The sequence below is a fragment of the Neobacillus sp. 204 genome, from assembly GCF_046562815.1.
GTDB lineage: Bacteria > Bacillota > Bacilli > Bacillales > Cytobacillaceae > Neobacillus.
This window is the reverse complement of record NZ_JBJORY010000006.1, coordinates 190,674-216,656: the sequence shown is the minus strand read 5'-3', so window position 1 is coordinate 216,656 and position 25,983 is coordinate 190,674. Positions and strand designations below refer to the sequence as shown.

The 25,983-nt window shown below is 37.5% G+C and carries 26 protein-coding genes; 24 read left to right on the top strand and 2 right to left on the bottom strand.

The features are described from left to right. Positions 1-20: 20 nt before the first annotated feature. The 18 genes from spoIIIAE to spo0A all read left to right on the top strand — a co-directional run bounded on the left by spoIIIAE (position 21) and on the right by spo0A (position 17,539). Complete coding sequence (spoIIIAE, locus tag ACJ004_RS14345) at positions 21-1,220, top strand: stage III sporulation protein AE (protein ID WP_410893740.1); 1,200 nt, start codon at positions 21-23, stop codon at positions 1,218-1,220. A gap of 11 nt (positions 1,221-1,231) precedes the next feature. Next, positions 1,232-1,861 carry a stage III sporulation protein AF gene (gene spoIIIAF / locus ACJ004_RS14340; RefSeq protein WP_410893739.1) on the top strand — a complete coding sequence of 210 codons (630 nt, stop codon included), beginning with the start codon at positions 1,232-1,234 and terminating at the stop codon, positions 1,859-1,861. Then, a complete protein-coding gene (gene spoIIIAG / locus ACJ004_RS14335) occupies positions 1,854-2,507 on the top strand; it encodes a stage III sporulation protein AG (RefSeq protein ID WP_410893738.1) in 654 nt (217 codons plus the stop codon). The genes spoIIIAF and spoIIIAG overlap by 8 nt, the downstream gene beginning before the upstream one ends. Positions 2,508-2,522: 15 nt before the next feature. Further along, positions 2,523-3,092: a SpoIIIAH-like family protein gene (locus ACJ004_RS14330; protein ID WP_410893737.1), complete on the top strand. Its 570-nt coding sequence runs from the start codon at positions 2,523-2,525 to the stop codon at positions 3,090-3,092. Positions 3,093-3,339: 247 nt separating this feature from the next. Beyond that, positions 3,340-3,843 (top strand): acetyl-CoA carboxylase biotin carboxyl carrier protein, encoded by a 504-nt coding sequence (gene accB / locus ACJ004_RS14325; protein WP_410893736.1) that lies wholly within the window; start codon positions 3,340-3,342, stop codon positions 3,841-3,843. A gap of 14 nt (positions 3,844-3,857) precedes the next feature. After that, a complete protein-coding gene (gene accC / locus ACJ004_RS14320) occupies positions 3,858-5,213 on the top strand; it encodes an acetyl-CoA carboxylase biotin carboxylase subunit (protein WP_410893735.1) in 1,356 nt (451 codons plus the stop codon). Between the two features lie 18 nt (positions 5,214-5,231). Beyond that, on the top strand, positions 5,232-5,642 hold the full coding sequence (locus tag ACJ004_RS14315; protein ID WP_410893734.1) for an Asp23/Gls24 family envelope stress response protein: 411 nt from the start codon (positions 5,232-5,234) through the stop codon (positions 5,640-5,642). A 210-nt stretch (positions 5,643-5,852) separates the two neighbouring features. Continuing rightward, a complete protein-coding gene (gene nusB, locus ACJ004_RS14310) occupies positions 5,853-6,251 on the top strand; it encodes a transcription antitermination factor NusB (protein WP_410893733.1) in 399 nt (132 codons plus the stop codon). Positions 6,252-6,289: 38 nt separating this feature from the next. Continuing rightward, positions 6,290-7,147, top strand: a complete 858-nt coding sequence (gene folD / locus ACJ004_RS14305; RefSeq protein WP_410893732.1) for a bifunctional methylenetetrahydrofolate dehydrogenase/methenyltetrahydrofolate cyclohydrolase FolD — start codon at positions 6,290-6,292, stop codon at positions 7,145-7,147. Positions 7,148-7,244: 97 nt separating this feature from the next. Next, positions 7,245-8,603, top strand: coding sequence for an exodeoxyribonuclease VII large subunit (gene xseA / locus ACJ004_RS14300; RefSeq protein ID WP_410893731.1), 1,359 nt, complete (start codon positions 7,245-7,247; stop codon positions 8,601-8,603). Next, positions 8,596-8,826, top strand: coding sequence for an exodeoxyribonuclease VII small subunit (locus ACJ004_RS14295; protein WP_410893934.1), 231 nt, complete (start codon positions 8,596-8,598; stop codon positions 8,824-8,826). Before xseA ends, ACJ004_RS14295 begins: the two co-directional genes overlap by 8 nt. 3 nt (positions 8,827-8,829) lie before the next feature. Then, positions 8,830-9,723, top strand: a complete 894-nt coding sequence (locus tag ACJ004_RS14290; RefSeq protein ID WP_410893730.1) for a polyprenyl synthetase family protein — start codon at positions 8,830-8,832, stop codon at positions 9,721-9,723. Between the two features lie 179 nt (positions 9,724-9,902). Continuing rightward, a complete protein-coding gene (dxs, locus tag ACJ004_RS14285; protein WP_410893729.1) occupies positions 9,903-11,798 on the top strand; it encodes a 1-deoxy-D-xylulose-5-phosphate synthase in 1,896 nt (631 codons plus the stop codon). Positions 11,799-11,801: 3 nt separating this feature from the next. After that, a complete protein-coding gene (locus ACJ004_RS14280; protein ID WP_410893728.1) occupies positions 11,802-12,641 on the top strand; it encodes a TlyA family RNA methyltransferase in 840 nt (279 codons plus the stop codon). Between the two features lie 165 nt (positions 12,642-12,806). After that, on the top strand, positions 12,807-13,256 hold the full coding sequence (gene ahrC, locus ACJ004_RS14275; protein WP_410893727.1) for a transcriptional regulator AhrC/ArgR: 450 nt from the start codon (positions 12,807-12,809) through the stop codon (positions 13,254-13,256). Between the two features lie 15 nt (positions 13,257-13,271). Continuing rightward, entirely contained in the window at positions 13,272-14,984 is a 1,713-nt protein-coding gene (gene recN / locus ACJ004_RS14270; protein ID WP_410893726.1) for a DNA repair protein RecN, read from the top strand. Between the two features lie 187 nt (positions 14,985-15,171). Further along, entirely contained in the window at positions 15,172-16,461 is a 1,290-nt protein-coding gene (gene spoIVB, locus ACJ004_RS14265; protein WP_410893725.1) for a SpoIVB peptidase, read from the top strand. Between the two features lie 286 nt (positions 16,462-16,747). Beyond that, positions 16,748-17,539: a sporulation transcription factor Spo0A gene (gene spo0A / locus ACJ004_RS14260; protein WP_410893724.1), complete on the top strand. Its 792-nt coding sequence runs from the start codon at positions 16,748-16,750 to the stop codon at positions 17,537-17,539. Positions 17,540-17,616: 77 nt separating this feature from the next. On the opposite strand, the gene ACJ004_RS14255 is transcribed toward spo0A, so the two are convergent. After that, a complete protein-coding gene (locus ACJ004_RS14255) occupies positions 17,617-17,757 on the bottom strand; it encodes a YycC family protein (protein WP_410893723.1) in 141 nt (46 codons plus the stop codon). 38 nt (positions 17,758-17,795) lie between these two features. On the opposite strand from ACJ004_RS14255, the gene ACJ004_RS14250 reads away from it, so the two are divergent. After that, positions 17,796-18,524 (top strand): glycerophosphodiester phosphodiesterase, encoded by a 729-nt coding sequence (locus tag ACJ004_RS14250; protein ID WP_410893722.1) that lies wholly within the window; start codon positions 17,796-17,798, stop codon positions 18,522-18,524. Between the two features lie 10 nt (positions 18,525-18,534). Here ACJ004_RS14250 and ACJ004_RS14245 read toward each other — a convergent pair whose 3' ends face one another. Then, positions 18,535-18,774 (bottom strand): DUF2627 domain-containing protein, encoded by a 240-nt coding sequence (locus ACJ004_RS14245; protein ID WP_410893721.1) that lies wholly within the window; start codon positions 18,772-18,774, stop codon positions 18,535-18,537. Between the two features lie 185 nt (positions 18,775-18,959). On the opposite strand from ACJ004_RS14245, the gene ACJ004_RS14240 reads away from it, so the two are divergent. From ACJ004_RS14240 to lpdA, 5 genes are all read left to right on the top strand, one after another. Then, the gene (locus tag ACJ004_RS14240; protein ID WP_410893719.1) at positions 18,960-21,035 is read left to right on the top strand and encodes a sigma 54-interacting transcriptional regulator; all 2,076 of its coding nucleotides are present in this window, start codon (positions 18,960-18,962) and stop codon (positions 21,033-21,035) included. A gap of 131 nt (positions 21,036-21,166) precedes the next feature. Further along, on the top strand, positions 21,167-22,075 hold the full coding sequence (gene yqiS / locus ACJ004_RS14235; protein ID WP_410893718.1) for a phosphate butyryltransferase: 909 nt from the start codon (positions 21,167-21,169) through the stop codon (positions 22,073-22,075). 28 nt (positions 22,076-22,103) lie between these two features. Then, positions 22,104-23,207, top strand: a complete 1,104-nt coding sequence (bcd, locus tag ACJ004_RS14230; protein ID WP_410893716.1) for a branched-chain amino acid dehydrogenase — start codon at positions 22,104-22,106, stop codon at positions 23,205-23,207. A 210-nt stretch (positions 23,208-23,417) separates the two neighbouring features. After that, positions 23,418-24,521, top strand: a complete 1,104-nt coding sequence (buk, locus tag ACJ004_RS14225; RefSeq protein WP_410893715.1) for a butyrate kinase — start codon at positions 23,418-23,420, stop codon at positions 24,519-24,521. A gap of 20 nt (positions 24,522-24,541) precedes the next feature. Then, positions 24,542-25,963, top strand: a complete 1,422-nt coding sequence (gene lpdA, locus ACJ004_RS14220; protein WP_410893714.1) for a dihydrolipoyl dehydrogenase — start codon at positions 24,542-24,544, stop codon at positions 25,961-25,963. Positions 25,964-25,983 lie beyond the last annotated feature (20 nt).

The window sequence follows — 25,983 nt, the reverse complement described above, 5'->3', positions numbered from 1 at the left end:
AAAAAGAGGTGTAGAAAAAGTTGAAGCAGCGATGGCAGTTTATTCCTATTATCATTCTTGTATTCTTTTTTTTATCAATTACAGGTGTACAAGCTGCTGAAGAGGGCAAAGACCAATCAAACCCGCTTTCCCCTCAGGAGTTAGTTGATGAACAGCTTAAATCTCTCGATATCACAGAACTTAAACAATTTTGGGAGGATATCAGCTATAAATACGGTGGATTCCTTCCAGAAAGTCAGAAGGGTAGTTTGTATGACTTTATCAGTGGTGAGAAAAAATTTTCTTTAAAACAATGGGGAATGGGAGTAGTCAAATTTGCCTTTCAAGAGTTTGTAGCTAACGGAAAATTACTAGGGTCATTGATTATGTTAACCATTTTTAGCATGTTCCTTCAGTCCATGCAAAATGCATTTGAGAAAAGCGCCATTAGTAAAGTTGCTTATTCGATCGTCTATATGGTGTTAGTGATTATTGCATTAAATAGTTTTCATATCGCAATCAGTTATACAAATGAGGCAATCGGATCGATGATCTCCTTTGTGCTAGCTCTTGTTCCCCTTTTACTTGCCTTAATTGCCGCATCTGGAGGCTTGATTTCGGCAGCTTTCTTTCATCCGGTAATCTTATTTTTAATGAATATGAGCGGTTTATTTATGCAATATATTATTCTGCCACTTCTTTTTCTTGCAACCCTGTTGAGTATTGTAAGTACAATGTCAGAACAGTATAAGGTGTCACAATTAGCTGCTTTGCTAAGAAATTGGAGCATAGGGTTAATGGGACTCTTCTTAACGGTATTCCTTGGTGTTATTTCTGTACAGGGTGCCTCGGCAGCTGTCTCAGACGGGGTAACAATCAGGACAGCGAAGTTTGTGACAGGAAACTTTATACCGGTAATCGGCAGGATGTTTACAGATGCTACCGATACCGTCGTAAGTGCGTCAGTCTTATTAAAAAATACTGTAGGCATTGCTGGGGTGGGAATTTTACTTATCATCGTAGCTTTTCCTGCAATTAAAATATTAATGATTGCCTTTATCTATAAATTCGCTGCTGCAATTTTACAGCCGCTAGGTGGAGGACCTATCATTACCTGTTTGGATATTATTAGTAAGAGTGTCATTTATGTTTTCGCTGCACTGGGTATTGTATCACTCATGTTCTTTTTATGTATAACAGTCATTGTGGCAGCTGGAAATCTGACGATGATGATCAGATAGGGGGGATTAAAATGGATTTTTTAATAGAGTGGGTAACGAATATAATACTCTTTATCTTATTGGCAACGGTAATTGATATGCTCCTTCCAAACTCAAGTATGCAAAAGTATACGAAAATGGTTACGGGACTCCTCTTAATTGCCATTATTCTGACCCCAATCTTTAAATTGATCTCCAAGGATTTTGAAACAGCACTTGGATCCATCCCTTCATTTCAAGCTCCTGGAGAAAAAAATATGAAAAATTCAATAGATTTGAAGAAAAAAGAAATACAAGCCTCACAACATGCATATATTTTAGAAGAAATGGCTGTCCGACTGGAAAAGGACGTGAAAGAGGAGTTGATGGAACAATACGGATTGGAGATCGCTAAAATTGATATAGCTACAAATGAAGAAAGCGACCAAGCATTCCCAGACAACCTCCAAAAGGTTATGGTTCTTCTGAAACAACCAGAAAATGAAGTGAAGACAGTCGAAGCAATTAAACAAGTAGAAATTAACACAGAAACACCTCTTCCATCTAAAAGCTCAACAGAAGAAACAGAAAAAATAGCCGCTTTTCTTTCGCAAAAATGGAATGTAACTGAAAAGACAGTTGAAGTTTCGATTGAAGGGGGGATAAATAAAAAAAATGGATAACAAGAACCAGGGACCATTTTCATGGTTTAAAAAGGTGCTGAAAATCGAAGGAAATTCTGAAAAGAAGACAGGAAAATACCAATATATGATAGTGGTTTTATGCATTGGTGCAGCATTTATGCTAGTTGGCAATATTCTCTTTAAGAAAACTCCGAGTACAGCAGATATCCCAGTAACAGCTAGTGATAAGGTTGATGCTGAGGATGTACCTGCATTTGGTCTAAACAAGGGATCAGGTAATAAGGCAGTTTCCGAATATGAAGAAAAATATGAAAGTCAACTTAAGAAAGCCCTCCAGCAAATGTTAGGGGTGAACGATGTTACCGTGGTCGTCAACATAGATTCCACTGATAAGAAGGTTCTAGAAAAAAATAGGGTTTCTAAATCACAAATAACAGAAGAAACAGATCGAGAAGGCGGAGAACGTAAAGTTCAAGAGGCCTCAACAGATGAGCAGTTAGTAATCATCCGTGATGGTGAAAAAGAGGTTCCAATTGTGGTAGAAACGAAAAAACCTGAAATTAGAGGTGTCCTAGTCGTAGCGAAAGGCGCAGATAATATTCAAGTGAAAAAGTTGATCGTTGAAGCAGTTACACGCGCTTTAGATGTACCAAGCCATCGTGTTGCAGTTATGCCTAAAAAATAAAAGGGGTGTTTTAATATGCTATTGAAAAAACAAACAGTGTGGTTGTTAACGATGCTAAGTTTAGTTGTGGTTTTATCTGTTTATTACATTACTTCACCGGAGCAAAAGAGTAATGATCTTGCAGCTATTCAGCAAGATGCGAAGGAACAAAATAAAGGAAAAACAACAACAAAAACAACAACAAAAACTGAAGCTAAGGATGATAAAACAATTGTATCAACCGTAGCGGGTGATCAAGAGTTTGAAGAACTTCGTATGAAACTAGATGACCTAAGGAGCCAACAGCAAGAAGACTTAACAACTGAACTTGCCTCGACAGATCTTCCAGCAGTAGAACGAAGCAAAGTAAAGGATCAGATGGATAAATTGAATCAAACAGCCCAAAAAGAAGAAATACTTGAAACCCTAATTAAAACTATGGGGTATGAGGATGCATTAGTAAGAGCCGATGGGGAGGAAGTAAGAGTCACAGTTAAATCTAAGAAGAAGCCTTCTGCAACTGAGGCCAATAAAATCATCTTACAAGTGAAAAAAGAAATCGGTGAAACCAATTATGTAGCAGTAGAATTCCAGCCAACGAAATAAATCGATTAAAAAAGGAAAGTCACTGACTTTCCTTTTTTGATTGATTACCACCAAATAGGGTAAAATGATATGTTGTGAGAGATAATCTGTCCAAAATTCCCTTTTGTTAGTAAAAATATTATGATAAGGGTATAAGACAGTGGGTGAAAATTTCAAGGGTTAAAATATACATCATTGAACTTTTACTAGATATTATCGTATAGTTATAGTAGTTAGTCATAATTTTGTTGTATGAGGGGTGTACTCAATGTTAAAAGTACAAGAAATTCGCGAATTAATAAAATTGGTGGATCAATCAAGTATTGATGAATTTGTATATGAAAACGATGGTTCAAAAATTAAAATGAAAAAAAATGTTTCGGCTACATATGTTTCACAAGTAAGTGCTGTTCCACAAGAAAATAAAGTCGTATCAACACCAGTACCACAAGTTGTAGCGGCAACAGCACCAACCGTTGCAGTTCATGAAGTTCAACAGCAAGAAACAATCAAGCAAGCTGATACAACAAATCTTCACAAAATTGTTTCTCCTATGGTTGGAACTTTCTATGCTTCACCTACTCCAGACGCTGACTCCTATGTTAAACAGGGTTCGAGTGTAACAAAAGATTCAATTGTGTGCATTGTAGAAGCCATGAAATTATTTAACGAGATTGAAGCAGAAATTGACGGAGAAATTGTTGAGATACTTGCTAAAAATGGTCAATTAGTAGAATACGGACAGCCTTTATTTTTAGTAAAGCCTGAATAAGGAGCGATAACAGGATGATAAAAAAACTGTTAATTGCAAACAGAGGGGAAATTGCAGTTAGAATTATTCGTGCATGCCGGGAAATGGGAATTGAATCGGTTGCCGTCTACTCTGAAGCTGATAGAGAAGCATTGCACGTTCAACTGGCAGACGAAGCTTATTGCATAGGACCTACTTCATCAAAAGACAGTTATTTAAACGTTACAAATCTAATTAGTGTGGCGAAGTTAACAGCATGTGACGCCATTCACCCAGGTTATGGGTTCTTAGCTGAAAATGCAGATTTCGCAGAACTTTGCCGGGAATGCAATATTACATTCGTTGGTCCAAGCCCAGAAGCGATTACGAAAATGGGTACCAAGGATATCGCAAGAGAAACAATGCGGGAAGCCGGTGTTCCAATTGTCCCAGGTTCAACTGGGATTATAAACGATATCGATGAAGCTCTTGAACTTGTGAAAAAGATTCAATATCCCGTTATTATTAAAGCCACTGCTGGCGGTGGAGGCAAAGGAATTCGTGTTGCCAAAAACGAACAGGAATTAATTAAAGGCATAAGTATCACTCAGCAAGAAGCGATGACAGCCTTTGGAAATCCTGGTGTATACATTGAAAAATACATTGAGGATTTTCGTCATGTTGAAATACAAGTCCTTGCTGACTCCTATGGTAACACCATTCATTTAGGAGAAAGAGACTGTACAATCCAACGAAGACTTCAAAAGCTTCTTGAAGAAACGCCATCACCAGCATTAGATGGAGAAATACGGGAAGAAATGGGTAGCGCGGCTGTAAAAGCTGCTAAAGCAGTTGATTATTCAGGTGCCGGCACTGTAGAATTTATATATGACTACCGCAATCGGAAATTTTATTTTATGGAAATGAACACGCGGATCCAGGTAGAACATCCTGTAACAGAAATGGTCACTGGAATAGATCTCATTAAAGAACAAATCAGAGTAGCTTCTGGTGAAAAATTAAAGGTAAATCAAAAGGATGTAACTTTCACAGGGTGGGCAATCGAGTGTCGGATTAATGCTGAAAACCCGGAAAAGAATTTTCTCCCGTCTGCAGGGAAAATCAACATGTACCTTCCACCTGGTGGATTTGGTGTACGTGTTGATTCAGCAGCATACCCAGGGTATACGATTCCGCCATATTACGATTCCATGATTGCGAAAGTTATAGCATATGGCGCAAGCAGGGAAGAAGCAATCTCAAGGATGAAACGAGCATTAAGTGAATTTGTTGTAGAAGGTATTCATACAACCATTCCATTCCATTTAAAACTTCTAGATCATGAAAAGTTTGTAGAAGGCGGATTTAACACAAAATTCCTAGAATTGCATGATGTGATGAAGTCTAATTAATATTTGGAGGTGTTATTAATGAGTGAGTTTAATGTCTTGGAAATGGAACAAGGCAATAGCGGACACGGAAAAATTGAAATTGCTCCTGAAGTGATTGAAGTTATTGCAGGTATTGCTGCTTCTGAGGTAGAAGGTGTAGCTTCGATGCGTGGGAATTTCGCAACAGGTGTGGTAGAACGTTTAGGGAAGAAAAACCATGGTAAGGGCGTTAAAGTGGAATTAACTGAGTCAGGAATAAAAGTTGACGTTTATTGTATGATGAAGTTTGGGGTATCCATTCCATCCGTTGCTAGTAAGGTGCAAGATAATATTCGACAAGCATTGCTGAATATGACTGCTTTAGATGCTGAAGAAGTTAACATTCATGTGGTAGGCATACAATTTGAAAACCATAAGAATGAACCAGAAATCGTTGACGCGGAAGTATAAAATTTGGAAACCAAAGGATCTTTTTCCTTTGGTTTTTCTATTTCTGAAATATTGATTTAAATAAAAGTGCTTACATATTGGAAAAATAACAAGGTTAGAGTGCGAATCATATTTAGTTATGCTATTATCGTTAATGTGAAACCTATTCAATGACTTATTATGAAAAATAGACAAAATTTAATTAATATCTCTAAAGGAGTTAAAGGTATAATGAAAAGAAGAACAGCAAGGGAAAAGGCGTTACAGGCACTTTTTCAAATTGATATAAGCAACACAGAGCCTCAAGCAGCGATTGACCATGTTTTGGAAGGAGAGTCAGGTGACGAGTATCTTACTAGACTCGTTCTAGGAGTAGTCGAACAAAAAGCCGAAATTGACAATTTAATCAGTGAAAATCTTGAAAAATGGTCGATTGATCGGTTGGCAACGGTTGACAGAAACTTATTAAGAATAGCAGCATATGAAATGAAATTCTTCCGAAATGAAGTTCCAGAAAATGTTATTTTAGATGAAGCAATCGAAATAGCAAAAATATATGGTGATGACCAATCAAGTAAGTTTATAAATGGTGTCCTTTCAAAGGTAAAACAAAAGCTTCTTAACAATTAATTGATTGTGAACTATCGAGAGCAAAGGGTGGAGAGAAAATGACAGCTACTATTATTAATGGAAAAGAAATTGGCGAAAAGAAAAGAATGGAAATTGGAGAAGAAGTTAGCAGGCTTAAAAAACTTGGGGTAACTCCCGGACTTGCTGTAATTCTAGTCGGTAATAACGATGCATCTCGGACATATGTAACAAACAAGGAAAAAGCTTGCAAAGAACTTGGGATGAATTCTGTTTTAATTGAATTGCCAGAGGAGATTTCAGAAGAGGAACTACTGTCAAAAATTGCAGAATTAAATATGGATACGAATATACATGGTATTCTTGTACAATTACCAATTCCTAAACACATTGACGAGAAAAAAGTAATTGAATCGATCTCCCCTTTAAAGGATGTTGATGGATTTCACCCAATTAATATCGGCAGGATGATGACAGGCCAAAATGCCTTTCTTCCATGTACTCCATACGGAATTATGGTGTTACTAGAAGAAACAGGTATTTCAATCGCAGGGAAGCATGTTGTTGTAGTTGGGAGAAGTAATATTGTGGGCAAGCCGGTCGGACAATTATTTCTCAATAAGGATGCAACTGTAACGTACTGTCACTCAAAAACCAAAGATATTAAATTACATACCAATAAAGCCGATATTCTGATTGCTGCAGTTGGGATTCCGAACTTTATTAAAGCCGAGCATGTAAAAGACGGTGCTGTCGTTATTGACGTCGGAATTAACCGGAATGAAGCCGGAAAGCTTTGTGGTGATGTTGATTTTGCTGAGGTGTCTGAAAAAGCCGGATACATTACACCTGTTCCAAAGGGTGTTGGTCCAATGACAATTACGATGCTAATGTATAATACCCTAAAATCAGCATCAGAAAGCCTTGACCGCAATTAAACGGGGAAATTGTCCTTATCTGTAATTAAGATAAGGACTGTTTTTCGCTAATTGAAGTATTTGTTTTTAATTTATAGGGTATATAAAGGAGTTACATATGCAGGAACAAAGATATTTAACTGTGAATGCTCTAACCAAATACATAAAAAGAAAATTTGATGCAGACCCACATTTACGAGATGTTCATGTAAGAGGTGAAATTTCAAATTTCAAACAGCATTCGAGCGGACATATGTATTTTACCTTAAAAGATGAAAAAGCCCGAATTCTAGCCGTAATGTTTTCGAGCCATTCAAGGACAATGAAATTCACGCCAGAAAACGGCATGAAGGTCATTGTCAAAGGAGAAATTTCGGTATATGAACCAAGTGGTCAATATCAGATTTATATAAAAGAAATGCTTCCAGATGGGATCGGGGAATTGTTTTTAGCTTACGAACAGCTTAAACAAAGACTGGAATTAGAAGGATTATTTGCGATTGAAACAAAAAAATCGATTCCATTGTATCCCAGAACCATTGGTGTAATTACCTCACCTACAGGTGCAGCCATTCGGGATGTCATTACAACCATTAAAAGGCGTTACCCCATCGCGAATATTCTTGTATTTCCTGCTCTCGTTCAGGGCGAAAATGCCGCCCCTTCGATAGCTAAGGCAATATCTAAAGCTAATAGTATGAATGGAATAGATGTGCTAATCGTTGGACGCGGCGGGGGTTCAATAGAGGAGTTATGGGCTTTCAATGAAGAACTCGTTGCACGCACAATATTTTCCTCTGATATTCCCATCATTTCAGCTGTTGGACATGAAACGGATTTTACGATTGCGGACTTTGTCGCCGATTTACGTGCTCCGACTCCAACAGGTGCAGCTGAACTCGCCGTTCCACATATAGATGAGTTAATGGAACGAGTATTGCAGCGTCAAACTCGCCTTCTCCGTACAATGAAAGGGAAATTTCAGTTAGAAAAAGAACGGTTAAGTCGTGTTCAGAAATCTTATGCCTTCCGTTATCCCCATCGACTATATGAACAAAAACTCGAACAGGTTGATAAACTAACGGAAATGCTTGTCCGCGGAGCTTCAAGGTTGTCCATAATTAAAAAGGGGCAACACGAAATTCTTTATAAACGCTTACAGAGAAACCATCCGAGTCAGTCATTACTTGAAGCAAATAAGCGTTTAGATCTTACACATAAAAATATGAAACGATCCATGCTCCAAGTACTTTCTAAGAAACAAACTGATTTTGAACGGATTCTTTCAACCTTAGGGGCGTTGAGCCCATTAAAAATTATGGAACGTGGGTACAGTTTAGCGTATTCGGAAGAGAATCAGCTGGTTAAAAGTATTAATCAAGTTAACATAAACGAGCAAGTTCAGATTCAATTAACAGATGGAAGCTTATTCTGTAAAGTTGAGAATATTAAGGAGAGCGAAAAACGTGATGACTGAAAAAAAATTATCCTTTGAAGATGCTATGACTAAATTAGAACAAATTGTGGATAAGCTTGAAGAAGGCGACGTACCTTTAGAAGAAGCAATCCTTTTCTATAAGGAAGGTATGGAATTATCCAAACTTTGCCATGATAAATTGAAAAGTGTAGAAGACCAATTAACACAAATTATAACAGAGGACGGCCGGACGGAGAGTTTTACAATTGACGAGGAGGAATAATACTTGGGAACCGGGTTACTAGATGCATTTGCACAAGAACATAAACTTCTGCTTGAATCAGAGCTTCGGACGCTGGTTAATAAGCTTGATGCCCCTCCAATCATTAAGGAATCGATGATCTATTCCCTTGAAGCAGGCGGAAAACGTATACGCCCACTCTTACTATTCGCTACTTTGGACGCATTTGGGATAGACCCTCGGGAAGGGCTTCTAGCTGCTTCGGCTATTGAGATGATTCATACTTATTCCCTTATACATGATGATTTACCCAGCATGGATAATGATGATCTAAGAAGGGGAAAACCGACAAATCATAAAGTTTTTGGTGATGCCGTTGCCATATTAGCAGGGGATGCCTTATTAACATACAGCTTTGAGGTAATGGGGAACATTTCTCCTGAATTTGCGTCAGATGCCACTAAGCTAAAATTAGTTATTGAATTAGCAAGGGCTGCAGGAACAGAAGGGATGGTTGGAGGTCAAGTTGCTGATATGGAAGGAGAAGGAAAATCCTTATCCCTAGAAGAGCTTGAGTATATACATATCCATAAAACAGGGAAATTACTTAGGTTCAGTGTATTAGCGGGAGCTATTTTGGCAGGTGCAAGTCATTACCAATTAGAAAACCTCTCATCATTCGCCCATCACTTAGGTCTCGCATTTCAAATTCAAGATGATATTCTTGATTTGGTTGGAAATCAACAATTAATCGGGAAGCCTGTTGGCAGTGATACCACCAATCAAAAAAGTACGTACCCCCAGCTGTTATCTTTAGAAGGGGCTATTGCAGTATTGCATAAACAAATAAACCTCTCGAAGGAATATCTAGGCATGACAGGATTGAATACGAACCTTTTGATGGAAATAACGGATTTAGTCGCTTCAAGAGACCATTAGAAAACGGTATTTGAGGCATTGAAACAAGTGTGTTATAATTGGTTTCATTGTAGAAAACGTTGTAAATGCCGTTATCACTCAAGTGTTAGCGGCTATTTTTTAATAAAATTTTGGATGTGTAATATAACACAGAAACTAAAATGAGAATGCATAATAGTATGAAAGTGAGTGGTCCAAAAATGGATCTATTATCAATAAAAGACCCAGCCTTTTTAAAAGGCCTGTCTAATACCGAATTGGAGGCTTTAAGTCAAGATATCCGCAAATTTTTGATTGAAAAGCTGTCTGTTACTGGAGGCCATATTGGACCGAATTTGGGTGTAGTTGAATTAACCATTGCTTTACATAAATGTTTCAACAGCCCCACAGATAAAATTATCTGGGATGTTGGCCATCAGTCCTATGTTCATAAGATTCTAACTGGCAGAGCGTGTGAATTTGATACTTTGCGTCAATATAAAGGCTTATGTGGATTCCCAAAACGGTCTGAGAGTGAGCACGATGTATGGGAAACTGGTCACAGCTCCACATCTCTTTCTGCGGCGATGGGAATGGCTATAGCTAGAGATCTAAAGAAGGAAAAATCTTTTGTTATTCCAGTTATCGGTGATGGAGCCTTAACGGGTGGTATGGCATTGGAAGCATTAAATCATATTGGACATGAGAAAAAAGACATGATTGTTATCTTAAATGACAACGAAATGTCAATCGCCCCTAATGTTGGTGCAGTTCATAATATCCTTGGCCAACTACGGACAGCTGGAAAGTATCAATGGGTAAAAGATGAACTAGAAGTACTTTTGAAAAAAGTACCTGCAGTTGGGGGGAAACTTGCTGCAACTGCTGAAAGAGTGAAAGACAGCCTTAAATATTTATTTGTTTCCGGGATGTTTTTTGAGGAATTAGGTTTTACCTATCTTGGTCCAATTGATGGACATAACTTTGAAGCGTTATTTGAAAATTTCAGCTATGCGAAAAAGACAGAGGGCCCAATCCTTCTTCATATAATTACTAAAAAGGGAAAAGGTTATCAACCGGCTGAAAGTGACAAAAAAGGCACATGGCATGGCACAGGTCCATATAAAATGGACACAGGTGCCTTCGTTAAGCCGGCAAAAACTCCACCCCCTGCATGGAGCAGTCTAGTTAGTGAAACTGTTCGAAAGCTTGCCCGAACCGATGACCGGATTGTTGCGATAACACCAGCTATGCCGGTTGGTTCTAAACTTGAAGGGTTTGCTAGTGAATTCCCAGAGCGGATGTATGATGTAGGGATTGCAGAACAACACGCTGCTACGGTAGCTGCAGGTTTAGCTACACAAAACATGAAACCGTTCCTTGCTATATACTCAACCTTTTTACAACGTGCGTATGACCAAGTTGTTCATGACATTTGCAGGCAAAATTTAAATGTCTTTATTGGGATTGACCGAGCTGGATTGGTTGGGGCTGACGGTGAGACCCATCAAGGTGTATTTGATATTGCTTTTTTAAGACATGTCCCTAATATTGTATTAATGATGCCAAAGGATGAAAATGAAGGACAGCATATGGTTTACACCGCAATGAAATATGATGACGGTCCGATTGCCATGAGATTCCCGCGTGGAAATGGAATTGGAGTTCCAATGGATAAAGAACTTCAAACAATTCCAATAGGTACATGGGAAGTTCTTAAAGAAGGTGATGATGCGGCAATCTTAACCTTTGGTACAACTATTCCAATGGCCCTAGAAGCTGCTGATGTACTTGAGAAAAAGGGAATATCCGTTAAGGTTGTGAATGCCCGTTTTATCAAGCCCTTGGATGAAGAAATGCTTACGAATCTACTTTCGAAGAATATGCCAATCCTCACCATTGAAGAGGCGGTTTTACAAGGCGGTTTCGGAAGTGCAGTTCTTGAGTTCGCGCATAACCAAGGCTTTTATCATTCACACATTGACAGAATTGGAATCCCGGATAAATTTATTGAACATGGTGATGTCAACTCCCTTCTTGAAGAGATTGGTTTCACTACCGAAGAAGTAATTAAAAGGGTTTCTATTCTAGCTAGAAAAAAACAACAAAGGGCTTAGAAAATGAAAAATAAAGAACGGTTAGATGTTTTACTAGTTGAAAGAGGTTTAATCGAAACAAGAGAAAAAGCAAAACGTTCAATTATGGCAGGTCTTGTTTATTCCAACGAAGAGCGTTTGGATAAACCTGGCGAGAAAGTCAAAGTGGACATTCCACTTAGTATAAAAGGGAAGGTCCTTCCGTATGTAAGCCGTGGGGGATTAAAGCTTGAAAAGGCCCTAAAAGTATTTGATGTAAGTGTTTCAAATAAAGTGCTGCTAGACATTGGATCTTCAACTGGTGGTTTTACAGATTGTGCACTGCAAAATGGAGCAAAGATGTCCTATGCTTTGGATGTAGGTTATAATCAGCTTGCCTGGAAACTTAGACAGGATGAACGAGTGGTAGTGATGGAAAGAACAAATTTCCGCTATGTTACACCTGCTGATTTAATTGGAGAAATGCCAAATTTTGCAACAATTGATGTATCCTTTATTTCGTTAACTTTGATATTGCCTGTCTTAAAAACACTTTTAGTCTCTGGAAGTGACGTTGTTGCCCTGGTGAAGCCGCAATTTGAAGCGGGACGGGAACAGGTTGGTAAAAAGGGGATTGTTCGTGATGAGAAGGTACATCTACAAGTAATTGATAAAATCATTAATTTTGCACTGCAACAAGGTTATACGATAAAAGATTTATCCTTTTCACCAATCACTGGTGGTGATGGGAATATTGAATACTTGCTCCATTTAAAATGGGAAGGTGAACGGGAAACAGGAGTCATTCAATTACCTGTTACCCCACTTGAAGTTGTAAAAGCATCCCATTTGGAATTTAAAACAAAACAAAATTCAGAAGGATAGGCAGATGCTTATCCTTTTCTTATTTTTTCATCTAAAGAAAATCCATTCTTTAATATAAGAAAAAATGTACAAGTTTATTAAAATCGGCTAACATATGGGTAGAAGAACATGTTAGTACGATAATACTTTGATTAAAATCGTTTTTAAAGATTATGAGGTGAGACAATGAATAAAGGCCAACGTCATATTAAAATAAGAGAAATCATTGCCAATAATGATATAGAGACACAAGATGATTTAGTGGATGAACTAAAGAATGCGGGCTATAATATAACGCAAGCTACGGTTTCAAGGGATATTAAAGAATTACATCTTGTTAAAGTTCCCTTAAGTGATGGACGTTATAAATACAGTCTGCCTGCAGACCAAAGGTTTAATCCATTACAAAAATTAAAAAGATCATTAATTGATGCGTTCGTTCGAATTGATGCAGCTGGACATTTGCTTGTTATGAAGTGCTTACCAGGTAATGCAATGGCAATTGGCGCATTAATCGATAATTTGGATTGGGAAGAAATATTAGGAACCATCTGCGGTGATGATACCATGTTAATTATTTGTCGAACTCCGGAAGATACTGAGGTCATCACAAACCGGTTCCTAGATATGCTTTAATTGGGGGAATGTTCCTTGTTAGCAGAATTATCTATTAAGAATTTCGCTATTATCGAATCCTTGTCTGTAACTTTTACAAAGGGACTTACGGTATTAACGGGAGAAACTGGTGCAGGAAAATCGATCATTATAGATGCTATTCATTTATTAGTTGGTAGCAGAGGGTCTGCAGAATTTGTACGGCATGGAGAGGAACGTGCAGAAATTGAAGGGCTTTTCCAGTTAGATGATAGTAAACATCCTGTTATTGCTAAAGCTTTAGAATTTGGTATTGAGATTGAGGAAGGAATGGTCATCTTAAGACGAGATATCTCCCAATCCGGTAAAAGTATTTGCCGTGTGAATGGTAAGCTTGTCACGATTTCCACACTTAGGGAAATAGGGTCCACGCTCGTTGATATTCATGGCCAACATGAGCATCAAGAGTTAATGGATGAGTCGAGACACTTAGCATTGCTTGATCAATTTGGTGCTGACGATATTTTTCCCACTCAAGGTGAGTACCAGCAAGTATTTCGTCGTTATGAGCAAACGTTACAGAAGTTAAAAGCATTAAGTGAAAATGACCAGCAAACTGCTCACAGGCTCGATCTCATTCAATTCCAATTGGATGAAATTCAAACTGCAAATTTAAAAATTAATGAAGATGAAGAACTTTTTGAGGAAAAAAGAAGACTAAATAATTTTGAAAGAGTGTTTGAAGCTCTTCAATCGAGTCATACTGCCTTGCAAGGGGAACAGAAAGGGCTAGATTGGATTAGTATGGTTATGGGGCATCTTGAAGATGCCGCTGCTATAGATAACGCCTATAAGGACGTTTATGAAGCAGTTTCAAATAGTTACTACCAATTAGAGGATGCAGCCCGGTCCTTAAGAAATGATTTAGATGCCTTAGAGTTCGACCCGCAGCGATTACATGATATTGAGGATCGTTTAAATGAAATTAATCGACTTAAACGAAAATATGGCAAAACAATCAATGAAATATTAGAGTATGCCGTAAAAATTGAAGAAGAAATTGAAACGTTGCAAAATAAAGAAACCCATATAAGCGAATTAGAAAAAGAATTAGCCTCAATTAAGAAAGACTTAATCCTTGAAGCAAAGCAGTTAACGGAAACTCGTCTGAAATGGGCAGATAAACTTACAAAGTTAATACATAAAGAACTAAAAGAATTGTATATGGCAAAGACTGTTTTTGAAATTCGTTTTGAATCAGATACAATGCAGTTTACTAAAAACGGTGTGGATCATGTCGAGTTTTATATCTCGACAAATCCTGGAGAGCCATTGAAGCCTTTATCCAAAGTTGCCTCTGGAGGGGAATTGTCACGTATTATGCTTGCCTTAAAAAGCATTTTCTCTAAGCATCAAGGAGTAACCTCGATTATTTTCGATGAAGTAGATACAGGTGTAAGCGGCAGAGTTGCTCAGTCTATTGCAGAGAAAATATATAAGGTGGCTAGCCAATCACAGGTACTATGTATTTCCCATTTGCCTCAGGTAGCTGCTATGGCCGATACACATTTGTTTATTGCCAAAGTAATAAAAGGCGGAAGAACCAAGACATCTGTCACTCCTTTACAGTTTGAAGATAAAATTAATGAAATTGGACGCATGATCTCTGGGACTGAGATAACTGACCTTACTAAAAAACATGCAGAAGAATTATTATTTTTAGCTGCAGAGAATAAGAAAAATGGAAGTGGCGCTTTGACCCGACATTAAACATTGGTTTTAGACCTTTTTTCCATTCAAAAAAGCTAAAATTACTATATTTTTAATAAAAAATGTAATGCTATCCATTTTGGGTAGCTTTTTTATGTTGAACCAAGTTATAAATGATTGTCAAGGAGGCAAAATTAAAGATGTAGCCATTTAAAGTAATGAAAAGAAGCGAGGAGAGTGAAAAATTTTGAAGTTAGAACTAATTAGAAAGATTATTGGTGGAATTCTCCTTGTTTCATTAATTAGCCTTATTTTTTTTCAGCCTATACAGCAATATCTCGCGATACCCAAGTCTATTACGGTTTTTGAAGGACAAGACTATACATTTCAAAAGGCTGTACCGGTATCAGCCTCTTTGGTTTCTCAAAATTCGAATATCACACTTGATCAAGGAAAACATTCAGTTTCAATGACGGCATCTAAAAATGGAAAAAATGAAATGCTGTTAGAGTATGCGGGGATTCCTATAAAAAAGGTGGATGTACGTGTATTAAAGGATTTTAGAGTTATACCAGGCGGACAGTCAATCGGGGTGAAGTTAAATACTGTAGGTGTATTGGTTGTGGGCCACCATTTGATCAATACTATTTCCGGGAAAAAGTCTCCTGGTGAAATTGCAGGAATAAAAATTGGGGATATCATTACAGAAATAAATGGAAATAAAATAGAAAAAATGACAGATGTAGCACCATATGTGCAAACTGCAGGACAAGAAGGAAAAGCGCTCGATATGGTGATTAGTCGGGAAAGTGGAAAATTTACGACAAAACTTACTCCATTAAAAGACAAGGGAGAAAACATCTATAAGCTCGGTTTATATATTAGAGATTCAGCAGCAGGAATTGGGACAATGACATTTGTCCACCCACAATCTAAGAAATACGGTGCCCTAGGGCATGTAATATCAGACATGGATACAAAACAACCCATAGTTGTTGAAGATGGACAAATTGTCCGTTCAACAGTAACTTCCATTGAAAAAGGGAGTAACGGAGACCCAGGTGAAAAGCTTGCACGTTTCTCATCGGATCGTGAAATTGTTGGAAATATCCAAAAGAATAGCCCATTTGGAATTTTTGGTGAAATGGTAAAAGATTTAAAAAATGGTGTTATGGATAAACCACTGCCGATAGCCTTATCACATCAGGTTAAAGAAGGACCTGCAAAAATTTTAACGGTTGTAGATAATGACCGAGTAGAAGAATTTGATATTGAAATTGTCAGCACAATTCCGCAAAAGTTTCCAGCGACCAAAGGCATGGTAATAAAAGTAACCGACCCTAAACTCCTTAAAAAAACGGGAGGAATTGTTCAAGGGATGAGCGGGAGCCCAATTATTCAAGATGGAAAGCTAATTGGAGCAGTTACACATGTCTTTGTTAATGATCCAACCTCAGGGTACGGTGTACACATAGAATGGATGTTAAATGAAGCTGGAATTAACATATATGAAATGCCAAAAAATAAAGCCAGTTAAAATACGTGGGAGCAAAATAGGAAATATCCCTATTTTGCTTTTTTACTTAAAACTTTTCGACAAAAATTTACCAAATATTAGAAAAAGCGCGGTTTACGTCGAAAGGACGAGAAAAACAAAGAAAAGATAAGATTTTATCACTATTTTAAGAAATATTAAAAAAATGAGAGGAATTTTTGTTGCATTGTCGAATTTCTAATTTAGAATAGAATTAATAAGAGAATACAACTGATTAGTATATAAGTTAAAATAGAGCTTATGAAAAGAACCTGAGGAGGAACTGGAAGTGAAGAAAATTAAAGTTTGTGTCGTTGATGACAATCGGGAACTGGTAGGATTATTAGAGGACTTTATTTCGTCCCAAGATGATATGGAAGTAGCAGGGGTTGCTCATAATGGTCAAGAATGTTTAGAAATGTTATCTCATACAGACCCTGACGTTCTAGTTTTGGATATTATCATGCCCCATCTAGACGGGCTAGCTGTCCTTGAGCGCCTCCGTGATCTTAAAAAGGGTGTACTCCCAAACGTTATTATGTTAACAGCGTTTGGTCAAGAAGATGTGACAAAAAAAGCGGTTGAGCTTGGCGCATCATATTTTATTTTGAAACCATTTGATATGGAGAATTTAGGAAATCACATTCGGCAGGTTAGTGGTAATGCCAATTCGTTTACACGAAAATCCACATCAACTACGTACCGTTCTCAAACAGAACAAAAACCTAAGAATTTGGATGCAAGTATTACAAGTATAATCCATGAAATTGGCGTTCCTGCCCATATTAAAGGGTATTTATATCTACGTGAAGCCATATCAATGGTTTATAATGATATCGAACTTTTAGGATCAATTACCAAAGTTTTATATCCAGATATCGCTAAAAAATATAATACAACTGCAAGCCGTGTTGAACGGGCGATCCGTCATGCTATTGAAGTTGCTTGGAGTAGAGGAAACATTGATTCCATTTCCTCTTTGTTTGGATATACCGTGAGCATGTCAAAGGCGAAGCCGACAAATTCCGAATTTATCGCAATGGTGGCCGATAAGCTTCGTCTGGAGCATAAGGCTTCTTGAAAAGAATAATAATGAAAGAAAGCCTTCATCGAAAGAATGAAGGCTTTTTCTGTACATTATATTAGTTTTTTGATGATTTATTTTTCTTTTTCATTTTCCAATTCCATTAGTTTTTGAATAAGAATATGTTGAGGCATATGCATAAGCTGTTCTATCGGCACATTTAACTTTTGGGAAAGCTTTATGGCCGTTTCAGGTGATAACTGTAATGGTTTCATTTGGTAATCCTCCTATTTTTAAGTTGGGAAGTGAATATATGACTCAGATTTTTGCACATCGTGGTTATTCCGCTTCATTTGCCGAAAATACATTAAGAGCCTTTATCGAAGCAGAAAAAGCCGGAGCTGACGGATTAGAATTGGATGTCCAATTAACCAAAGACAGAGAAATAGTTGTCATCCATGATGAAAAAGTCGATCGAACAACAAACGGGACAGGGTTTGTAAAAAATTTGTTATATAAAGATCTCCGAAAATTAAATGCTAACAAAAAAAGCAGCAAAATGGAGCCTATACCAGCATTATCTGAAGTGTTTGAATGGCTCAGCACAAATAAATTATTATGCAATATTGAACTAAAAAATGGACTCATTCCCTATAAAGGAATGGAAGAAAAAATCATACAGCTTATTCACCAATATCAGTTAGTGGATAGAATTATTATTTCTTCGTTTAACCATTACAGTATTGTATATAGTTACAGTTTAGCCCCAGAAATAGAAACAGCTCCACTTTTCCTTGAAGGAATCTATATGCCATGGGTCTATTCCCAATCGATAGGAGCGAAAGGTATACATCCTAAATTTTCGGCTATATCTGATGAAATTATCAAAAGAACCATTGAAAATGGTATCGCAGTAAGACCCTATACTGTAAATAAAGAAGTGGATCTGCAGCGTCTTTTTAATATAAAATGCACGGCACTTATTACTGACGACCCAGCAAAGGCGTTAAAAATACGGAAACAATATGAAAAGAGACCTTAGAGGCCTCTTTTTATTTTGATTTGTTAAATCTTTTTTGAACCTTGCTTCTTTTTCGGTCGCGATGAAAGATAAATCCAGCGACAAATCCTAGACCGCCGACAAAAAAGACTAATCCAGTTAGAAACTGAAGTAATAGATTAGGGAATGGTGCTTGTACAATCCCGAATAACATATCACGCATTAATTTAATGCCAATAGCAGCAAGTACACCAGGAATTAATACAATAATTAGGGCAATAATTCGCTTCATAAATTAATCCTTCCAATATCAAATTTAGCAAAGTGAAAAGTCTTATTTTGATTATATCTCAAGAAAAATATTATTACATAGATAAAATTTGTCAATGATTGTGATTGGATATAAAATAGGTATGAAAAAAGTTGCGTGTTTTTCTTAAGTGATAATGAAAAAATTTTCTTTTAAGGAGTATTAAAATGCAAAACGTTATGATTGTTGGTGCAGGAAAAGGTGGTACAGCAATCTTAAAAATTTTAAAAGAATCAGAAGTGTTAAAAGTATGTGCTGTTATTGATCGAAATTTAGATGCACCAGGTGTTTTATTAGCTCGTGAAGAAGGAATTAAAACAGGGACAGACTGGCATCCATACTTAGTTGATAAGATTGATATTATTATTGAAGTAACTGGAAATGATACAGTCTTCCAGGAATTAAGAAAAGCTAAAAATCAAAATACCGTTTTGATTCCAGGAAGTGTTGCCTTTCTAGTTGCAAAGATTATGGAAGAAAAAGAAGAACTTATTGAAAAGCACAAGAATGAATCCTACCAACAGGAACTAATCTTTAATGCCACAAATGACGGTATGGTTGTTATTGATAAGTGTGGAAAGGTCATTTTATTTAACAAACGAGCACAAGAAATTATTGGGGTAAAGAAAGAACAGGCTATTGGAAAATATGTCGTTGATGTTATTCCAACTAGTCGGTTACCTTTCATCTTGGAATCACGAAGAATTGAAGCAAACCAAGAAATGATTTTAGAAAATGATCGAAAAATAATTACAACGCGTATTCCTATTATTGAGGAAAATGGAACCTTGATTGGTGCGTTTGCTGTTTTCAAGGACATTACTGAAGTAGTTAATCTTGCAGAGGAACTTACAGATTTAAGAGAAATTCAAACCATGCTTCAAGCCATTATTCATTCAAGTGATGATGCCATTTCTGTTGTGGATGAAAATGGCAGGGGAATACTAATTAATCCTGCATACTCACGGATTACGGGTCTTACTCAGGATCAAGTAATTGGCCAACCAGCCACTGCCGATATATCAGAAGGGGAAAGCATGCACATGAAAGTGCTGCAAACGAGAAGAGCTGTTCGCGGGGTGCCAATGAGGGTGGGCCCCAACAAAAGGGAAGTAATTGTTAATGTTGCACCGATAATTGTAAAAGGGAAATTAAAAGGCAGTGTTGGTGTTATCCACGATATGTCCGAGATAAAATCACTTAATAGAGAATTGAACCGTGCACGCCAACTTATCCGGAAACTTGAAGCGAAATATACGTTTGAGGATATAATTGGTCAATCAGATGAAATGATGCTAGCGGTTGAACAAGCAAAATTAGGGGCAAAAACTCCTGCAACGGTTCTCCTTCGTGGTGAATCAGGAACAGGTAAGGAATTGTTTGCCCATGCTATACATAATGCAAGTGATCGAAAATATAACAAATTTATTCGAGTTAATTGCGCAGCTATTTCGGAAACATTGTTGGAAAGTGAATTATTTGGTTATGAAGAAGGGGCTTTTTCAGGTGCGGTAAGAGGTGGAAAAAGAGGTTTTTTCGAAGAAGCCAATAATGGCAGTATTTTTCTTGATGAAATTGGTGAACTTCCAGTGAATACTCAGGCAAAGTTGCTCAGGGTACTACAAGAAAAAGAAATCATCCGTGTTGGTGGGACAAAACCTATATCCATTAATGTGAGGATTATTGCCGCAACTAATGTCAATTTAGAAAAGGGTATTGCTAAAGGCTCCTTTCGGGAAGACTTATATTATCGTTTAAATCGGATGCCAATCCATATCCCTCCGTTAAGGAAACGAAAAGAAGAAATCCCACTCTTAAATGAAAGGCTTATTCAAAAAATAAGTCTGGACTATGGACGGAATGTAGAAGGAATTACTCCAGCAGCATTGCAGCAATTAATCGACTATGACTGGCCAGGAAACGTTAGAGAATTAGAAAATATTCTAGGCAGAGCGATAATTTTTATGAACTATAATGAGCAGTTTATTGATGTACAGCACTTGCCAGAATTAAAAAATAAAAAAAACACAAAAGAACCTTCTTATATCAATAGTAATGATTCCGTGGTAATAGATCGTACTTTATCAGATTTGATGGATGAATTTGAGGCTAAAATTATTAAGCAGACGCTCCTTCGTTTAAATGGAAATAAGACATTGACTGCGAAAACGCTCGGATTGTCAGTAAGGAATTTATATTATAAAGTAGAAAAATATAGGATTGAAAAAAATAGCATGCAATAAATTTCATACTACGAAAAAAAATGCACACTTAGTTGTAGGGAATAAAGCGTTTTCATGAAAAAAGATTTGGCACGGAAATTGCATATTATATTATGGGAGTTGCAGTAAGAGGAGAAAGGGTTGATGACAACTTGTTGCTTGATTCACTAATTGACAAAGCAGCCCAAGTAAGGACAAATATCGTTGCAGTTGCTGCGGCGGAGGATTTAGAAGTCATTGAAGCTGTTATAGCAGCATTAGACCAAAAACTTGCAAAGTTTATACTATATGGTGACGAAGAAAAGATCAAAGTCATAATTGAAGAAAAAAAACGCCAAAACATCAGCGAAGGTTGTTTAAAAGTTGTTCATGCTAATTCTAATGCTGCTGCGGCAGAATTAGCGGTAAAGGCAGTTTTTAATAAAGAAGCAAATGTGCTGATGAAAGGCAATATCCCAACAAATATTTTCTTAAAAGCAGTCTTGAATAAGGAGTATGGCCTTAGAACAGGAAATGTCTTATCCCATATTGCTGCATTTGAAATTCCTGGCTTTAATCGTTTTATGATTATTACAGACGCTGCAATGAATATTGCTCCCGATTTGGAACAGAAAGCACAAATAATTAAAAATGCAGTTTCCATTGCGAAGTCTATTGGAATAGAAATCCCAAAAGTAGCGCCAGTTGCTGCTGTAGAAGTAGTGAATCCAACTATGCAGGCTACTTTAGATGCAGCAGCATTGACAGTAATGAATAAAAGAGGTCAAATATCGGGTTGTATTGTAGATGGACCGTTAGGATTAGATAATGCGGTTTCTACACTTGCTGCAGAACATAAAGGGATTACTAGTGAAGTAGCGGGGAATGCAGATATTTTATTAGTACCAACGATCGAAGTTGGCAATGTATTATATAAATCATTAATTTATTTCGCAAATGCGAAAGTTGGTGCTGTTATTGCTGGGGCGAAAGTACCAATTGTCTTAACATCTAGATCAGATTCTGCTGAAAGTAAGCTTTATTCTCTTGCATTAGCGTTATGCTGTGCTACATCAAAATAAATATTCAATCATAGAGGAGGAATTTCACATGGAAATTTTCAAGTACTTAGAACAATACGATTATGAGCAAGTGGTATTCTGTCAGGATAAACAATCTGGATTAAAAGCGATTATTGCTATTCATGATACAACTTTAGGGCCAGCCTTGGGTGGAACACGTATGTGGACGTATGCTTCTGAAGAAGCAGCCATTGAAGATGCTCTACGCCTTGCAAAAGGAATGACTTATAAGAATGCTGCAGCAGGGTTAAATCTTGGCGGCGGTAAAACCGTTATCATCGGTGATCCAAGAAAAGATAAAAATGAAGCCATGTTTCGTGCCTTTGGCCGTTACATCCAAGGATTAAACGGTAGATATATTACAGCAGAAGATGTTGGTACAACCGTTGATGACATGGATTTAATTCATGAAGAGACAGATTTCGTAACTGGAATCTCACCAGCGTTTGGTTCATCTGGTAACCCATCTCCAGTCACAGCTTTTGGTGTATACCGTGGCATGAAAGCTGCAGCAAAAGAGGCGTTTGGTTCAGATTCCCTAGAAGGAAAAGTGGTTGCTGTTCAAGGTGTTGGTAATGTAGCTTATACTCTTTGCCAATATTTGCATGAAGAAGGGGCGCAGCTCATTGTTACTGACATTAATAAAGAGGCTGTGAACCGTGCGGTAGAAGAATTTGGTGCCCTTGCAGTAGACCCAGATGAAATTTATGGTGTGGAATGTGATATCTATGCTCCATGTGCACTTGGTGCAACCATTAATGATGAAACCATTCCACAGTTAAAAGCAAAAGTTATTGCTGGTTCAGCTAACAACCAATTAAAGGATACTCGTCACGGCGATATCATTCACGAAATGGGTATTGTATATGCTCCGGATTATGTAATTAATGCTGGTGGCGTAATTAATGTAGCTGATGAATTATATGGTTACAACCAAGAGCGAGCAATGAAAAAGGTTGAACAGCTATATACAACAATCGAAAAAATTATTGGAATTTCAAAACGTGATGGCATTCCAACTTATGTGGCAGCAGACCGGATGGCAGAAGAAAGAATTGCAAGAATTCGTAACTCAAGAAGTCAATTCCTCCAAAATGACCATCATATTCTTAGTCATAGAATTTCAAGGTAATCTAGAAAAGCGGAAGCGCCTTGCACAGGGGCTTATGCCCCCGAGCCCCTAGGCGCTGGAGCTAGACAGTTATCTAATTTGAATTTACAGATTAATATCTGCAAAGCGCTGAATGGGAATTCAGCGTCTTTGCCTTTCATCGGACAATTATGGTAATTTAAATACCACTCGACTTCAATCATTAAGAAAACCAAATTGGAGGTCAAAACGTTGCAAGATAATGAATATCGGATTCTCGTCATCAACCCAGGCTCAACATCCACGAAGATCGGAGTTTTCGATAATGATATTTCTATTTTTGAAAAAACGATTCGTCATGAATCAGAGATGATCAACTCTTTTGCAAATATTATTGATCAATATGAATTTAGAAAAACAACAATTTTGGAAACACTGGATAATGAAGGAATAAATATTTCCAAACTGTCGGCTGTATGTGGACGCGGGGGATTGCTGCGACCGATTGAAGGGGGAACCTATGCGGTTAATGATGTGATGTTAAAGGATTTGCGGTCAGGTTATGCTGGACAGCATGCATCAAATCTTGGAGGAATTATTGCCTACGAAATTGCTGCTGGTTTAAATATTCCTTCATTTATCGTTGATCCCGTTGTTGTTGATGAGCTTGAACCACTTGCAAGAATTTCTGGATTTTCCTTAATTGAGCGGAAAAGTATCTTTCATGCCTTAAATCAGAAAGCCGTTGCACGAAGAATTGCAAAGGAATTAGGGAAAAAATACACTGACTTAAATTTAATTGTTACCCATATGGGTGGTGGAATTACGGTGGGTGTCCATAAGCAAGGTAAGGTTATTGACGTCAACAATGGTCTTCATGGTGATGGACCATTTAGCCCAGAACGGGCCGGAACAGTGCCTGTAGGGGATTTAGTAGCACTCTGTTATTCTGGTGAATATTATCGAGAAGAAATTATGAAAATGCTTGTTGGTCAAGGTGGCCTTGTAGGGTATCTAGGTACCAATGATGCAGTAAAAGTAGAGCAAAGAATTGCAGCAGGTGATAAAGAAGCAAAGCTAATTTATGATGCAATGGCTTATCAAGTGGCTAAAGAAATTGGGGCTGCTAGTGCTGTTCTCTTTGGAAAAGTGGATGCGATCGTTTTGACTGGGGGCCTTGCCTACGGGAAAGGATTTGTTAAATCGATCACAGATAGAATTAATTGGATTGCTGATGTTATTGTTCATCCTGGCGAAAATGAACTTCAAGCACTAGTTGAAGGAGCCCTACGAGTCTTAAGAGGCGAAGAGGAGGAAAAAATTTATCCAGGGAATTTTAAAACAGCAAAAATTTAAGGTTATGGGGAGGAAAAACAGTGGCACAAGAATATGATTTAGTTGTTCTAGGCGGAGGAACCGGCGGCTACGTAGCAGCAATTAGGGCCTCTCAGCTTGGTTTAAAAACAGCGATTGTAGAAAAAGGAAAACTTGGTGGGACATGTCTGCATAAAGGGTGTATTCCGAGCAAGGCACTTCTTAGAAGTGCAGAAGTGTATGCAACAACCAAACATAGTGAAGATTTTGGTGTTATTACAAGTGATGTATCGGTTGATTTTAGCTTAGTGCAAGGCAGGAAAAATAAAATAATTGATCAGCTCCATAAAGGTGTTGAGCATTTAATGAAACAAGGAAAAATTGATGTCTATGAAGGATTAGGCAGAATCTTGGGACCATCTATTTTTTCTCCGATGCCGGGAACTATTTCTGTTGAAATGAATAACGGAGAAGACAACGAAATGCTGCTTCCCAAAAATGTGATTATTGCAACAGGTTCCAGACCACGGACACTTCCGGGACTTGAAATTGATCGGGAATATGTAATGTCTTCTGATGAAGCATTGCAATTAGAGTCACTTCCTAGTTCAATTATTATTGTTGGTGGAGGCGTAATTGGAATAGAATGGGCTTCAATGCTTAAAGATTTTGGGGTGGATGTAACGGTCATTGAGTATGCTGATCGAATTATTCCGACGGAAGATAAAGAAATCTCAAAAGAAATGCAGCGATTAATGAAGAAAAAAGGAATTAAACTGGTAACAAGTGCTAAAGTCCTCCCAGAAACGCTTGTTAAGGACAATGGAGTAGCAATTTCTGCAGAAGTAAAGGGTACGCTAAAAGAATTTAAAGCTGAAAAAATTCTTGTTTCTGTAGGACGACAAGCAAATACAGAAGGAATTGGGATAGAGAATACAGAAATAAATGTAGAGAAGGGCTTTATTGTAACCAATGAATTCTTTCAAACCAAAGAATCACATATATATGCGATTGGTGATGTGATTGGTGGATTACAACTTGCACATGTTGCTTCACATGAAGGGATCATCGCTGTCGAGCATATTGCAGGAAAGGACCCTTCTCCACTTCAGTATCATTTGGTTTCTAGATGTATCTATAGTAATCCAGAGGTTTCTAGTGTAGGAATAACAGAAGACCAAGCTATAGAAAAAGGTCATAAAGTAAAAACGGGTAAGTTTTCTTTTCGTGCGATTGGGAAAGCACTTGTTTTTGGAGAATCTGATGGATTTGTAAAAATTGTTGCGGATGAAGAGACAAATGATATTCTAGGGGTACATATGATTGGTCCGCATGTAACTGACATGATTACGGAGGCTGGGCTCGCAATGGTATTGGATGCTACACCTTGGGAAATTGCCCATACGATTCATCCACACCCGACTTTGTCAGAAGCTATTGGTGAAGCTGCGCTTGCAGTAGATGGGAAAGCAATCCATTCTTAAGTGATTTTTCAAACGAAAAA